18 protein-coding genes and 1 tRNA gene are annotated in these 13564 nt (G+C 39.9%); 9 read left to right on the top strand and 10 right to left on the bottom strand.

Features of this window, described 5'->3' with window-relative positions:
* Positions 1 to 10 precede the first annotated feature (10 nt).
* Positions 11 to 496, bottom strand: a complete 486-nt coding sequence (locus H729_RS08370; RefSeq protein WP_020449573.1) for a winged helix-turn-helix domain-containing protein — start codon at positions 494 to 496, stop codon at positions 11 to 13.
* 186 nt (positions 497 to 682) lie between these two features.
* Here H729_RS08370 and H729_RS08365 point away from each other — a divergent pair, with 186 nt between their 5' ends.
* The 3 genes from H729_RS08365 (at position 683) to H729_RS08355 (ending at position 3595) form a co-directional block, all read left to right on the top strand.
* Positions 683 to 1822: an ABC transporter substrate-binding protein gene (locus H729_RS08365; protein ID WP_020449572.1), complete on the top strand. Its 1140-nt coding sequence runs from the start codon at positions 683 to 685 to the stop codon at positions 1820 to 1822.
* Between the two features lie 196 nt (positions 1823 to 2018).
* The gene (locus tag H729_RS08360; RefSeq protein WP_020449571.1) at positions 2019 to 2840 is read left to right on the top strand and encodes an ABC transporter permease; all 822 of its coding nucleotides are present in this window, start codon (positions 2019 to 2021) and stop codon (positions 2838 to 2840) included.
* A complete protein-coding gene (locus H729_RS08355) occupies positions 2822 to 3595 on the top strand; it encodes an ABC transporter ATP-binding protein (RefSeq protein WP_020449570.1) in 774 nt (257 codons plus the stop codon). Before H729_RS08360 ends, H729_RS08355 begins: the two co-directional genes overlap by 19 nt.
* On the opposite strand, the gene H729_RS08350 is transcribed toward H729_RS08355, so the two are convergent.
* The 3 genes from H729_RS08350 to trxA are packed head-to-tail and all read right to left on the bottom strand — an operon-like array spanning position 3592 to position 5452.
* Entirely contained in the window at positions 3592 to 4113 is a 522-nt protein-coding gene (locus H729_RS08350; protein WP_020449569.1) for a helix-turn-helix domain-containing protein, read from the bottom strand. The two genes, H729_RS08355 and H729_RS08350, sit on opposite strands and share 4 nt — an antisense overlap.
* Positions 4114 to 4116: 3 nt before the next feature.
* Positions 4117 to 5001 carry an NAD(P)/FAD-dependent oxidoreductase gene (locus tag H729_RS08345; RefSeq protein WP_020449568.1) on the bottom strand — a complete coding sequence of 295 codons (885 nt, stop codon included), beginning with the start codon at positions 4999 to 5001 and terminating at the stop codon, positions 4117 to 4119.
* Between the two features lie 58 nt (positions 5002 to 5059).
* On the bottom strand, positions 5060 to 5452 hold the full coding sequence (trxA, locus tag H729_RS08340) for a thioredoxin (RefSeq protein WP_020449567.1): 393 nt from the start codon (positions 5450 to 5452) through the stop codon (positions 5060 to 5062).
* A 92-nt stretch (positions 5453 to 5544) separates the two neighbouring features.
* Between trxA and H729_RS08335 the strand changes: the two genes are divergently transcribed.
* Positions 5545 to 5808, top strand: coding sequence for a PRC-barrel domain-containing protein (locus H729_RS08335; RefSeq protein ID WP_020449566.1), 264 nt, complete (start codon positions 5545 to 5547; stop codon positions 5806 to 5808).
* A 5-nt stretch (positions 5809 to 5813) separates the two neighbouring features.
* Here H729_RS08335 and H729_RS08330 read toward each other — a convergent pair whose 3' ends face one another.
* The 3 genes from H729_RS08330 to H729_RS08320 form a co-directional block, all read right to left on the bottom strand.
* The gene (locus tag H729_RS08330; RefSeq protein ID WP_172618689.1) at positions 5814 to 6248 is read right to left on the bottom strand and encodes an HD domain-containing protein; all 435 of its coding nucleotides are present in this window, start codon (positions 6246 to 6248) and stop codon (positions 5814 to 5816) included.
* 76 nt (positions 6249 to 6324) lie between these two features.
* Positions 6325 to 6852 (bottom strand): tRNA (cytidine(56)-2'-O)-methyltransferase, encoded by a 528-nt coding sequence (locus tag H729_RS08325; RefSeq protein WP_020449564.1) that lies wholly within the window; start codon positions 6850 to 6852, stop codon positions 6325 to 6327.
* Positions 6853 to 6860: 8 nt separating this feature from the next.
* Entirely contained in the window at positions 6861 to 7358 is a 498-nt protein-coding gene (locus tag H729_RS08320; protein WP_020449563.1) for an ArsR family transcriptional regulator, read from the bottom strand.
* Between the two features lie 233 nt (positions 7359 to 7591).
* Here H729_RS08320 and H729_RS08315 point away from each other — a divergent pair, with 233 nt between their 5' ends.
* From H729_RS08315 to H729_RS10070, 4 genes are all read left to right on the top strand, one after another.
* A complete protein-coding gene (locus H729_RS08315; RefSeq protein ID WP_020449562.1) occupies positions 7592 to 7786 on the top strand; it encodes a hypothetical protein in 195 nt (64 codons plus the stop codon).
* A gap of 189 nt (positions 7787 to 7975) precedes the next feature.
* Positions 7976 to 8272, top strand: a complete 297-nt coding sequence (locus H729_RS08310; protein WP_102030421.1) for a winged helix-turn-helix transcriptional regulator — start codon at positions 7976 to 7978, stop codon at positions 8270 to 8272.
* 183 nt (positions 8273 to 8455) lie between these two features.
* Positions 8456 to 8529: transfer RNA gene (locus H729_RS08305), tRNA-Ile, on the top strand.
* Positions 8530 to 8874: 345 nt separating this feature from the next.
* Entirely contained in the window at positions 8875 to 9042 is a 168-nt protein-coding gene (locus tag H729_RS10070) for a hypothetical protein (RefSeq protein WP_172618688.1), read from the top strand.
* Between the two features lie 643 nt (positions 9043 to 9685).
* Here the strand turns inward: H729_RS10070 and H729_RS08290 are convergent.
* From H729_RS08290 to thiM, 3 genes are read right to left on the bottom strand one after another with little or no spacing between them, the layout of a single operon-like run.
* Positions 9686 to 10378, bottom strand: a complete 693-nt coding sequence (locus tag H729_RS08290) for an HAD family hydrolase (protein ID WP_020449559.1) — start codon at positions 10376 to 10378, stop codon at positions 9686 to 9688.
* Positions 10375 to 11010: a thiamine phosphate synthase gene (gene thiE / locus H729_RS08285; protein WP_020449558.1), complete on the bottom strand. Its 636-nt coding sequence runs from the start codon at positions 11008 to 11010 to the stop codon at positions 10375 to 10377. The genes H729_RS08290 and thiE overlap by 4 nt, the downstream gene beginning before the upstream one ends.
* Complete coding sequence (gene thiM, locus H729_RS08280; RefSeq protein ID WP_197736796.1) at positions 10997 to 11842, bottom strand: hydroxyethylthiazole kinase; 846 nt, start codon at positions 11840 to 11842, stop codon at positions 10997 to 10999. The genes thiE and thiM overlap by 14 nt, the downstream gene beginning before the upstream one ends.
* A 479-nt stretch (positions 11843 to 12321) precedes the next feature.
* On the opposite strand from thiM, the gene ftsZ reads away from it, so the two are divergent.
* Positions 12322 to 13464, top strand: a complete 1143-nt coding sequence (gene ftsZ / locus H729_RS08275; protein ID WP_048134605.1) for a cell division protein FtsZ — start codon at positions 12322 to 12324, stop codon at positions 13462 to 13464.
* The last annotated feature ends 100 nt before the right edge of the window (positions 13465 to 13564 follow it).

The following is a 13564-nucleotide window of genomic DNA, read 5'->3' as shown; positions in this document are numbered from 1 at the left end:
CACACCGACTTTAATCAGTATTGTCGTTCGCCATCAGATCGCAGAAGTGCTCTACAGTTTTTCTGTAATTCTGCATAGCCATCTGAACATTGGCTTCTACAAAGCTCCATGCTTTCCGCAGGTCTCCAAATCTGATCTTATATCCTTTCTTAATCTTGCCATCGGACTGCTCTGCGGATGCTTCTTCTAAAAGATCTAAAGATTTGAGTTTGTTTATATGCCGGTATACGGTAGCTTTTGTAGTTTTTAATTCATATGCAAGTTCATCAGCAGTCCATGCTTTATGAGGATGCTTCATAAAACAATCCATGAATAAAACATAAGGAATACTGTTACTGGTGTCCTCAGCATCACTTCTGGGTGTGTATCCTTTGGAAAGATATCCTATATGAGTTAAAAATTCTATAGCGATATCATTTACATTATCTAATGGTGTCAGCGGAGTGTTGCTTTCTACAGTGATTGAGAACATGTGAATCAGTGGTTGAAAAGACATTAATGATATTAGCTTTTCTTATATCGTCATAATGTTTAAAATTAAACAGCATAATCCTTACAATATGCAAAACATATCCAATATTACTATACATGTGTAAAATGTATCCAGTTATTTTATACAACTAGGAAACATATTTCACAAGTAGAGTAAAAAAGTATATATTATACATTGGATCGAACAAATATGGACAAGAGAGCAGTTCTTGCTGTGGTGGTAGTCATTGCAGTTGTAATTGTTGGAGTTGCTGGATATGTCTTCACTAGAGGAGACAATTCAGGGGCCATACAATACACTGACGTGGCGCCTGGAAAGCAATTGGATGCGATCAGGGAAGGAAAAATAGATGCCGGTGTTTTGTGGGAGCCTTATGCAACTGCAGCAGAGATGAGCGGAGATGCTGAGGTTGTTGTGTGGTCTGAGGAGTTCTGGAGTGGGCATCCATGTTGTGTGATCGCTGTAGATAATAAGTTTGCAGAGAAAAATCCAGATGCAGTTATAGCCTTTTTAGCAGCTCAAATCAAAGCATTGAATTGGATCAATGAAGCAATGGACACAAACAGTCCAAACCATCAGGCACTGATTGAGATTACGAAAGGACACACTGGTCTGAAGAATGATGCAGATATTATAGCATCATTGGAGCATATGGAATTAACATATGAAATGAATAATGATGTTGCAAACGGAGAGAAAGGATTCAACGACTGGCTTGAATATTATGTAGAGGAGTTCATAAATCAAGACATCATCTATGAAAAGGATCTCAAAGCACGAGGATGCAACTCTTCTAAAGAATTCATAGATAAAGTTGTAAACGGTGAATACTTATCAGATGCTAAAAATCTCAGTGATGATTATGCTGGGCTGTCAACAGAAGTTACAATGAGGGTAGGGCAGCTCAATGGTGATCTGCATCAGCTGGCATTGGTAGTGGCAATGAGTCCGCTTGCCGGAGAAAATGGAGAAAGTATGCTGGAACAACTGAACATTAATGCCGTGAGCACTACCAAATATGCGGCTGGAGGAAACATTATGAGTGCATTCATCGGTGGAGAATTAGACATTGCATATGTAGGATCACCGCCTGTTATCCAGTACTCGGCTAAACATTCCGAACTTGACGTATCAATAATTGCATGTGCGAACACAAATGGTTCTGCTGTAATTGCGAAGACAGGAATGTTTGATGAGAATATGTCTCTGGAAGAGAAGATCAAGGGCTTAGAAGGCAAGGTAGTCGGCATACCCTTAGGATCTATTCAATATCTGATGCTTCTGTACCTTGGAAAGACATATGGTGTAAATGTATTAGCCTGGAGTTAAACACTAAAACAACATGAGCTGCATTGAGCAGCTCATCTTCCAATTTTATAACGTAAATCAGCTGAATACCAAAAATCAGCCTAATCATAATATGCAGAACACATGGATATAAAGAGATAATCGGTGAATCAGTTATATATAGTGTTGATAGAATCATAACGAAATAAATCTGTTTACATATGTCACGGTGTAGAATATGGCTCAAGAATATTTGACTACCCCAATTAATAAAATACAAAAGGAGAAAAGAAAAGGATATGCCGTAAAACTCGGATATATTGCCATATCTATTGCCGCACTAATATTAACATGGTGGGCACTTGCTGTAGTTTTTGATAAATCCTATTTTCCGACACCGCCAGAAGTGTTCGAGGCATTGATTCAGTCATTTGATAATGTTCCGGGAATTGGTTTATCAATGTCCACACAGCTATTCTCAAGTCTTGAAAGATTTGTATTTGGTTTCCTTCTCGCACTCGTCACTGCAGTGCCTGTTGGATTATTGCTGGGTCACTCAAAACGTGCAGAGATGCTGTTTACTCCAGCAATAGAAATCATAAGACCCATTCCACCTATGGCATGGGTACCGCTGTTCTTCTTAGCTTTTGGAGTGTTTCTGGGGCCAGTGCTGACTATATTCATCGGTGCATTTTTCCCGATACTGTCTAATGTAGTATTTGGAGTGAAAAGTGTTGACAAAAACTTGATCGACGCATCCAAAACATTTGGAGCCAGCAAACTGCAAACTTTTTCAAAAGTGATCTTTCCTTCAACGATACCCCATATGATGACTGGAATATCTGTAGGACTGGGAATCGGGTGGATGTGTATTGTTTCTGCGGAAATGATCGGCGCTAAGGGCGGCGGATTAGGATTCATAATTCAGTCATGTTATAACCTGGGTCTCTATGACTTCATGTTTGCAGGAATGGTAATGATTGGAATCCTGGGAATTCTTACAGCGCTGCTTGGGAAATTCATAGAAAATGAGGTGGCAAGATGGATGGGAATGAAGTAATCCTAAGCATGAAAAACATCTACAAGGAATATCCCAAAGATGATGAGATCCTGCAGGTTCTTGAAGATATAACCTTTGATGTCAAGGAAGGAGAACTCGTCTGTGTTCTTGGTCCATCTGGATGTGGAAAAACCACTCTGCTTCGAATCATAGCAGGTCTTGTGGATAAAACATCAGGGAGCATCGTTGTAGATGGTGAGGAAGTTACCGGGCCTGGACCAAACCGCGGAATGGTATTCCAGGACTTTGCATTATTTCCTTGGAGAACTGTACAGAAAAATGTGGAGTTTGGATTGGAAATTAAAAAAATCCCTCCTGAAGAGAGGACAAAAATCGCCTCTCAATTCATACATCTAGTCGGTCTTGATGGATTTGAAAAATCTCATCCTTCTGAATTATCCGGAGGTATGAAACAGAGAGTTGGAATTGCCAGAGCACTTGCCAACAATCCACACATACTTTTAATGGACGAACCGTTTGGTGCTTTAGACTCTCAGACAAGGAACCAGATGCAGACTGAGCTGCTGAGAATTCAGGATGAAACTGAAAAAACGATAGTATTCATCACTCATTCAGTGGACGAATCTGTATTCCTTGCAGACCGTATTTTGATATTAAGTGCAAGACCTGGTCACATTGTAAAAGAATACAATATCGACCTGCCGAGGCCAAGGGATAGAGGGGACCCAAAATTCATTGAGATAAGAAAATCAATTTTAGCAGATTTAGAACAGCAGCGGAAAGACTCTCTTTAAAGAGTCTCATTCGCTGCTCTTCCAATCGCTTTCAGTATGCTTTCCCTCGGGATTACGATTGATACTGGTATTGTAAGAATCTTCTCAATTGTTGGGGCTACAATTGGAGCGCAGACTATTGCAAGAGCTCCGTCCCGTTCAGCCATAACTGCGGAGATGATCGCATCTTCCATACTGTTTGCCGGGTACTCTTTAACAAGAATCTCACGGCCTTCTATCTTGATTATCCGCTCTTCTATTTTATTCAGAACAGGCCTTGCAGCAATCACTGCAATAAAATTTCCATACGGCTTATTCTCAATTCTGCGTATTGCTCTGATAATCTCTCTGACTGTACGCAGATTTGGTTCTCTGGATTCGCTCATCAGCTTGTATATTGTAGATGTGGATAAGCCTGTTTTAGAACAGAATTCATTGACGCTCATCTGAAGATCTTCTTCCAAAATCTTTTTCAGAGAGTTTCTAAAGCCGCCTTCTTCTCTTACGATTCCTGCCATCAGTTCGCTTTCGAGAGACATAACTCACCTCATTGCAAACTTAGCAGCATTGTCTCCAGCGATGCAGCCTTGACCTACTGCCCTGGCTACCTGATACGGCTTACCGGTTACATCTCCACAGGCGTAGACTCCATCCAGCGAGGTCTTGCAATCCGCATCAACCGGTATTCTTCCATCTATATCCGGCATGATGTCCAGATCAAGAGCCAGCTCCATTGAGCCTTTGGCGCCCAGTGCTATAAAAACACCGTCCATGTTTATACCAGCGCCGTTATCCAATTTAACTCCTGCAACTCTATTTTCACCAATGATTTCTATCACATCTGCATCGATCAGATTAATTGAAGCTTGGTTCACTTTGTCTAACATATATTGAGATACAGATCTGCCAGATGAGATCCAGTAGACATTTGAAGCATATTTGGATAATAAGACTGCAGACTCTCCCGCTTCACTTCCATCTCCTACTACTCCGACTATTTTATTCTTATAAAATCCAGCATCACAAGAAGCGCAGTATGAAACACCTTTGCCAAAGAACTCTTTCTCTCCTGGAACTCCCAGCTTCTTGCGGGATACTCCGACAGCTAAGACAACTGACTTTGAAAGAATTGATTTTCCATTGTCTGTGTTTACTACAAAGCCGGTATCTTTTTTCTCAAGAGATGTGACTTCTTCCTCTAGAAACACGGTACCAAAACTTTTTGCCTGTTCTAAACTGATGTTTAGAAGATCTTCTCCAGTTGCAGATTGTATGCCGAAATAGTTCTCAATATCTGCTTTCCAAAGGGCAGATTCCGTTAGTTTACCGATAAGAATGACATTTGCTTTTCTGCGTGAAGCGTGAATGGCTGCCTGAAGTCCGGCAGGACCTGATCCAATGATCGTTACATCTGATGTAAAATCCATTAAAATATGAAAAGATAAGTGTATATTATACACTTGTCCTTGATTTTTTACAAATAGGTCAATTTTTATCGATTAATGGACGCAGATAGGCAATAATCTCTTCCTTTGGTCTCAGCCCTATTAATCTGTTGACTAGCTTGCCGCTTTTGTATACCAGAAGAGTAGGGATGGATTCTATCTCAAATCTCATGGCAGTGCGCTGGTTCTGATCTGTATCCAGTTTGCCGAATGCAACCTTTCCTTTCAATGTTTCAACAAGCTCATCAATTATCGGCCCCATTGCCCTGCATGGCTTGCACCATGGAGCCCAGCAGTCGATAACTACAACATCATACTTGTTTACGACATCCAGAAAATTGGCATCTGTTGTCTTAATAGGAGCTGTTGGCCATTCTGCCTCGTTCATAAGTTCTTTAAGCTTTCTTTCACGGATAGCCTCTAACTCATCCATATATGCAGTATAGTCTCCTGTAATAAATGGTTTTTTTATGTACCAGGGCGATAGTTTAAGATAGTGAAAGCAATATTGTGCTGGGATGGCGCATGCTTGAGGAAGCCTCAGAATTAATGGGATTGCAGGTTTATACATCTGCAGGAATCTATCTAGGAAATGTCACAAATCTGGTTATAGATATTGATAAGAAAAAAGTAGAAGGGTTGTTTATAAATGAAACCAATCCGCTTCTTGTCGAAGAATCTAAAGCGGTGAGTGTTCCTTTCAGGTGGATACAGTCAATCGGGGACATTATTATCCTTAGATACTTCCCAAAGAGAGTCAGCAGCAAGAAACCAGCTGCAAAAATCTAAATCAATTAATTTTCTAATAGCATATCGATGTCTATGCCACATAGACTCGATAATTCCTTATGCATATCCGCTATGCGGCCTGCAGTGCTTTCATGCCCCTTTGATAATTCTATATTTATCTTATCCTTTGATTTGACAATGTTTGTGCCTGATACCAGATTATCTGCATGGCATACAATCTTTTCTTCCAGAGTTGAAGGCATGTAATCTGCATCAGGGAGATTAAGTTCCCGTGCTTCATCTGAAGTAAAACCAGCACCTGTATGCTTACGTACCACGGCTACAATAGGTTCGGGTATGCCTTGGCCGCTCAGCAGGTCCGCACCATATGATGCATGAAACAATCCATGCGTTTTTGAGCGGCCTATGTCATGCAGTAATGCGCCTGCAGTTATGAGCGGTATATCTGCATTGCATTTTCCTGCGATTTTTAGTGCCACGCTGAGTACTTTGTATGAATGATCAATAACATTCTGAGGAACTTTGTAAGAGTGTAAGAGTTGTATGCAATCTCCCTCACTCGGAATCTTTGATAACAACGTTCTTCCCTCTTTCGCATGGAATGACAGTTGTGTTGCCTTCAAAATCTTTCTGAAGCGCCTGTCTGTCCTGATATCTGTCTAAAAATACTGCGAGCGCTGCAACTTCAGAATGAGGCTGATTTCCTACACCGATGTTATAATCGGCCCATTGATAAACTTCTGGAGGCACTTTTTCAGCCCCAACCACAATCAGCATCTTATTTCGGACATCTGCTTTTACTTTTGGAATCCCATCATCAATATGGGTGCCATACATTGTCAGATGCACTTTGATACCATCGAATTTACGCATAAAGTCTCTCCACTTTGTGCCTGTTTCAATAGTAAAATCCCCGCCAAAGCGATCGACTACGGAACGAATGCTGTTTTCTAAAACTTCATCTTTTGTCGATACAAAGATACCTTTAGCCCCAAAGGCTCTAGCAGTAAGCGCAACATGTGTTGTGATTCGTTTATCGCGCTCGGGACGATGCCCAAGACGCAGGATATATATTTCCTGCATCTTAAGACTCACTCCTTCAAACGTTCAATCCTGTGTCCGCGATAGTCAAGACGTACAGAACGCTTAACCAAGCTTCTCAGCATTGTTGAGGTTATACCCATTTTTTCAGCGATATCTCCAGCAAAACGCCCTTCTGGTCCGACCTCATCATAAAGCTCTTTTTCAAGTTTCTCAAAATCTGCTTCAGACATCATCGCTACTGCCAATACATCTGAGATCTCATAAACTGGCCAAGACGCGTTGATGTGGAAAGAAGTATAGTATGTATGATAAGCTTTTTCAGGGAACGATCCGCTTGTCGATTGCCATCTCGTTTCTACCAGCTTCATCTTCTCAAAGAATTTGAGGGCCTCAGCACCGTCTTCGCCAAATTTCTCCTCAATATCTTTAACAGTACGCCATTCAAGTGTTACCTCTTTCAATACGTCCCGTTTTATGCTGGTATCTACGGCCCGCAACATTGGAACAAGCTCCGAGGGCTCGTTGATTACCTTAATTCTGTTCATAGCCACCACCATTATGCTATCTGAATATATATTGTTGACGACAGTTATAGAATGTTGAAACAAGCATGGCATATAATGGTGAATAAAAAAATACATTGCGGAAGATACCTTTTTTAAATAAAATATGAACAAGTCATATATCTCATGAGTGCATACAATAATGGATTTTTGCTGCTGCCACACAAAAGCATTCATCGCTACCCTTATATCTTACTTTACATTATCCCCACACAATGAAGAAAGCCAAACCAAAGAAGGTAAAATATCAGTGCATATGGGATGGTAGACTCTTTAACTCAGAAGAAGAAGCCTTGAACAAAAGTTTTGGTCCGATGCAGCCTTTCCAAGAAGGTCACGACAAATATCCGCCAAAAGGATTCTTTGGAACAGTCGTATGGCGCAAAGGGGACCGTAACGTCCATAAGTAAACCATATTCAGGCGTTCTGCAATTCAGATTTCTATCAATTCTAATCGTAGATTTTTTTCTACGTTTAGGATTTATCATGATCAAAATGACTTAGGCGTAGTGCACGGCAAGAAAATATGCACTAAGTCTAATATATTGCCAAAGTATTCTACTATTGCCAGGTAAAATCTCATGACAGACACTAATACCATCACAAAAAGGCTGGAAAATGAAGTTAGCCTTCTAGAACGTCATGTCAAAATGCTGAAAACAATTAAAGAAAACGAGCCAATTGGAATCATCAGACTGGCAGAACTGCTAGGTCACCCCCAGCATAAAGTAAGATACTCATTAAGAATTTTAGAACAGGAAGGGCTCATTGTTCCATCACCTGATGGTGCAGTCACTACAGAAAAATTTGATGAATTTATGAAAGATATCGACAGACTGCTGGAAGATATGGAAAAGGCGGTTAATAGATTGAAAATTGAGCTAAAATCTCCTTAATCACAATACATGTAATCTGGAGACAACTCGCTAAATTGAGCATCATTTATTACCTGCAGCTTCATCATTGGACTTGTAACACTCTATTATTTTTCACTTATCTTCTTGATGTAAGTTGATAGTGTGTATGATGCCTAGCAAAAAAGTATTTATTAGGGCGCTCTCTTAACCTCTTCTAGTAATGGGTGCGTAGCTTAGTCTGGTGGAGCGTCAGGCTCATAACCCGATGGTCGCCGGTTCAAATCCGGTCGTGCCCACTTTTTCCATCCAACTGAATGCACTGGATACGGAAAAGTACTTAATCAAATAAACGCTGAATTAAGGATAACTAATGAACCGCCTTCATCATCTGTTTTTAGTTTGCAAGGCCAAAAACCGATGAAGGCGGTCCTATCTTACTTCTCAATTTTTCAAAACAGTTTTATATTTTCTAAGCCTTGGGGCTTTCATCCTAACACAGTTAGGAGGCCTTGCAAAATGAGAAGAACAATTGGATCAGCTCTAGCTTTAGCTCTAGAGCTGAATAATGAATTAGCGACAGCTTTAGAGTTGTTAAATAATAATTGTTTACTACTAAACTATGAATATGTGGGGGTGAGAGCTTGAGTTTACCAAGCCTGCTAACCCCGATATGTCAAGCGAATAAGGCTCTGACTATCGAAGAATTCAACCGCTCACTTGACAAGCTTGAGCTTGCGTTAATCGCGGTGGAAGAAGATCAGAAAAAGAGGCAGATCGGGGCATTGTTATTCATCAGGAAGGGATCCTGATGGATGTTTCTTTTCTTTATTTCATGTCTGCTTTAGATCTCTATTCGCAGACCTGCCTCGATGTACCTTACAATGATGGGTGATGGGTAAGAAATGGCTGCTGTGAATTCTGTTCACACAACGACATTTCTACATACTGCAAGCATAACAAGTTTCGCTGCACTGCAGACTGGATATGCTGTAGAACGTGCCCGAGATGACCATATTTTAAGGAGACTGAAGGGACAGAGCGTGAAAACTACTCCATTTCCGCTCCCTCAAATAAGAATTAAATTGTTCTGCTCAATACAACCTGAAAGCATAATCATACTGCAAAGGATGTTATAAAAATTATTATGCTATGGGAACGACAGTTTAACAAGCCTGTCGAGTCCCCTTCAGATCTAAAGAATATTAATATGGTCTGAACGCTAACAATCCTTTAATCCCCTAGCCATCAGATAAAGAAAAAGCCTCAAGGGCATTGACAGATGATCAGAAATATGCTTCAAACTGACTTGTTGTCAAACTCATATGGTATTGAATAACAATTATGATTTAACAAGGAATGGATATCTCCTCTACTGAGTCATAAGGATAGGGCAAATGTTAGGGAAATCTCATATTGTAATCGATCATTTAGCTTACAATATGCTGACAACAGTTACAAACTATCAATAATGCGCTCTGAACTATTAGTGTTAATGTCTCTTTTAAATGAGTATATGTAATCATTGCATATTGATTTCATAGCATCAATACAATTCATATAATACTCATCAAATACTCCGATAGTGTAGTAACCAGCTTTTACTGCAGTAGTTGCAGCATATGGAGCGTCTTCAAAAACCACAGTTTCTGATGGTTTAGATCCAAATTGGTAAGATGCTAAGTTGTATGCATCTGGGAATTGTTTATTTTTGCCTACCTTTTCGCAGCTTATCACAAAATCGAATAATCCGATCATATTATTTTGTTTTAAACATGCACGGGCTAGTTTTTCTGCAGTAGCTGTGACTACGCACGTTAAAACACCATTTGAACGAAGTTCACTTACATACTCAATTATGCCGGGTTTTGGTGGAAATCCAACATAGTACTTTTTTTCCATAATCTTGTAAAATTCAGACTTTACATCTTCTTTTGTACTTTTTATGCCGAATCTCTCAATGAAATATTGTGATGATTCGCCAAGTGTCATATTCCTAATGGATTCTATCAGGTCTTTAGGGGGTTGAACACCCTTGGAAATTAGGTAATCACTCCACAGATTTTTCCATGCTGGCATAGAATCAATTATCGTGCCATCCATATCAAAAATTGCGAATCTGTGTGAAATATCTACACCGTATTTCATATGTACTCATCAACTAGTTTTCTGAGCTTATAAGTTGCTTCAGCAACGTCTTCTTTGCCAAACACTGCAGATATAACTGCAACACCGGCAATTCCAATTCCTTTTAATATTGGTATATTCTGCTCATTAATTCCGCCAATTGCTACAACCGGAATAGATACAGAATTGCATATTTCATTTACATATTCTGTGGAAAGTATCTTTGATTCACCCTTTGTTGGAGAAAGCTGAATCGAACCTACTCCAATGTAATCCGCTCCTGCTTTTTCTGCGGCAATCGCCAGCTCTATTGAATTTACAGATATTCCTAGAATTTTATCACTGCCGATTATGGATCTTACATTTTTATTCAAAATATCGTTCTGTCCTACATGAACACCGTCAGCGCCGCTGGCTAATGCTACTTCAATGTTATCATTGACTATGAACGGAACATTGTACTTGTTGCATATTTTCCTGAGTTCAATTGATTTGGAGACGTACTCATCGTAACTGATATTTTTCTCTCTTATCTGCAGGCATGTAGCACCTGCTTTCAGTGTTTTTTCCACTTCTTCAGACATCGACCTGTTTCCAATCCAGCTGCGATCTGTGATGACATATAACTTTAGAGATTCTTTAGTAAACTTCAAGTTTCATACGCTCCTCGATCATCTCACTGTCTAATTTGCTGACATAATCTATCAGGTAATTCCTAAACGATGATGTTCCGGTGTCTGTATCTATTGTTTTTTGATAAGCATACTCTCCGCACACCCCCATTGTACATACTGCCGCAGCAGTTGATTCAAAAATCCTGTCTGGATTTGCGGCACAATATGCGCATATGAGTGTTGTCAGCATGCAGCCGCTTCCGGTGATTAATGCCATCATCGGATGTCCGTTTTTTATAATATATGCTCTTTGGTGGTCAGCCACCACATCTGTCTTTCCCGATATCGCAATAACCGAACCGGTTTTTTCACTCAATGATTTAGCCATTTTTACGACTTCTGAAATATTATTCTCAGTAATTTCATCCGCGTCCGCAGCATCTACGCCTTTAGTCGTTGAGCTTCCAAGTGCTAATGATTTTATTTCAGAAATATTTCCGCGGATAACTGAAAATTTTACATTTTGCAGAAACTCAGTGCATAAATCATTACGGAGTCTGCTTGCACCAGCGGCCACCGGGTCAAAAATTACTGGTATCTTCATTTCATTGGCTTTTTTTGTTGAAAGAAGCATTGCCCGATCGTCTTCTATAGCTCCTAAATTGATTACAAGGCCTTGACTTATTGAAACAATGTCTTCTACTTCTCTAATGTCATAAGCCATGCATGGTGATGCACCAGCTGCAAGCAGGATGTTAGCACAGTCATTCACCGTGACAAAATTAGTAATTACATTGATCAGGGGAGACTTTGCCTTTACATTTTTCATGATATCTGAAAACATATAATTTCTCTCCTTGTTTTTGGACACAATTGTTTTCACCTCTGCATATTGATATAACATATTGAAGTCCGGGTTGGCACTTTGAGGCATCAATCGTGTTTATTCGAAATACAGATTAATTTTGCTATTAATCAATCACTGATATACTTTTGTATTCGTATACCTGTAAATATCTACGATATACATTAATTAATCTTTATGTCCGGCACAAGAGATGATCAAAATTAGTAATGTCAACTCTCAGCTAAAAATAACAGATTAATGAGATAACTCAAGCAGATCGTGACTATTGTATGACAATTGTCTGACAATATTTTGAACCAATCTCTTAAACTACGTATTTATCTTATGTAAGTTATAGTTATAATTATTATTCCGATTGCTTTTTTACAGATGCCAGAGTTTAAAATATATGAATTATATTTTTAGATAATTGTGGCAGACAATTAGCAGACCAGTGGTAATTATTTAATATAGATGTTGCGTTGCAGTACAAAGGGATGCACATGAGATCACTAATTGATGAGGCACTTTCTAGAGGGACATCACCTAATCAACAGCAAGCCCCTCCGGCATATGCTGTACAAGATCAGAACTACGCTCAACCGCAACAGCTTTCTGCTATCGATGACGAACTTTCAAGATTCTTAGACCAGCTTAAAACAAACATCAAGATTGTAGGATGCGGCGGAGGCGGTACAAATACAATTGGTCGTATTGTTGAAGAAGGCATAACCGGTGCTGAATTGTATGCAGCAAATACTGATGCCCAGCATCTTTTAGCTGTAAACGCGCCTCATAAAATTCTTTTAGGGAGAAGGTGCACAAGAGGTCTGGGTGCAGGTGCCTTGCCAAGAGTAGGGGAAGAAGCTGCAGCCGAAGCTGATGATGAATTGAGAAGAAGTCTAATGGATGCCCACATTGTGTTTGTAACTGCAGGTATGGGCGGCGGAACCGGAACCGGATCGGCACCATATGTTGCAAAACTTGCTAAGAGCATGGGTGCGCTTACAATCGCTGTCACCACTATGCCTTTTGAAGGCGAAGGCCGCATGAGGATGGAAAACGCAATTTGGGGATTAGACAGATTAAGAGAGTCAGCCGATACAGTAATCGTTATTCCAAATGATAAACTTCTGAAAGTTTGTCCGAATGTTTCGATAAATGTGGCATTCAAAGTTGCTGATGAACTTTTGATGAGAGCCATAAAAGGAATTACTGAAATAATTACCAAGCCTGGACTTGTAAATCTGGACTTTAATGATATTAAAACAATCATGAAAGGTGCTGGCGTAGCTCTAATTGGACTTGGAGAGTCGGAAGAAGACTCAGATGATCGTGCTACAGAAGCTATTGAAGATGCATTAAATTCGCCTTTACTTGAAGTTGATATCTCTGATGCTACAGGTGTGCTGATCAATGTGGTTGGTGGAACAAACATGACTCTTATGGAGGCTGAAAAAGTCGCATCCACGATTCAGTCACGTGTTTCTCCCAATGCCCGTATCATATGGGGTGCAGCAGTCGATCCAGCACTCTCAAATAAAATGCGTGTTATGCTGATCATAACGGGTGTCAAATCTGAGCAGATTTTTGACAAAAAACCGGTTGATGAAGAATATCTTGACGGAATACCAACCGTCAGATGAGGCTCTCGCGTAATGCACTCATGGCATCATAGATAAATACGTCATTACAGATGACTTAAAAACCTGATACGATATGAGGGGATTTAAGCCTCAACACCAC

This window comes from Candidatus Methanomassiliicoccus intestinalis Issoire-Mx1 (assembly GCF_000404225.1).
Classification (GTDB): domain Archaea; phylum Thermoplasmatota; class Thermoplasmata; order Methanomassiliicoccales; family Methanomassiliicoccaceae; genus Methanomassiliicoccus_A; species Methanomassiliicoccus_A intestinalis.
Note: the sequence above shows the minus strand (reverse complement) of the source record. Positions and strands in the feature narration are given on the sequence as shown.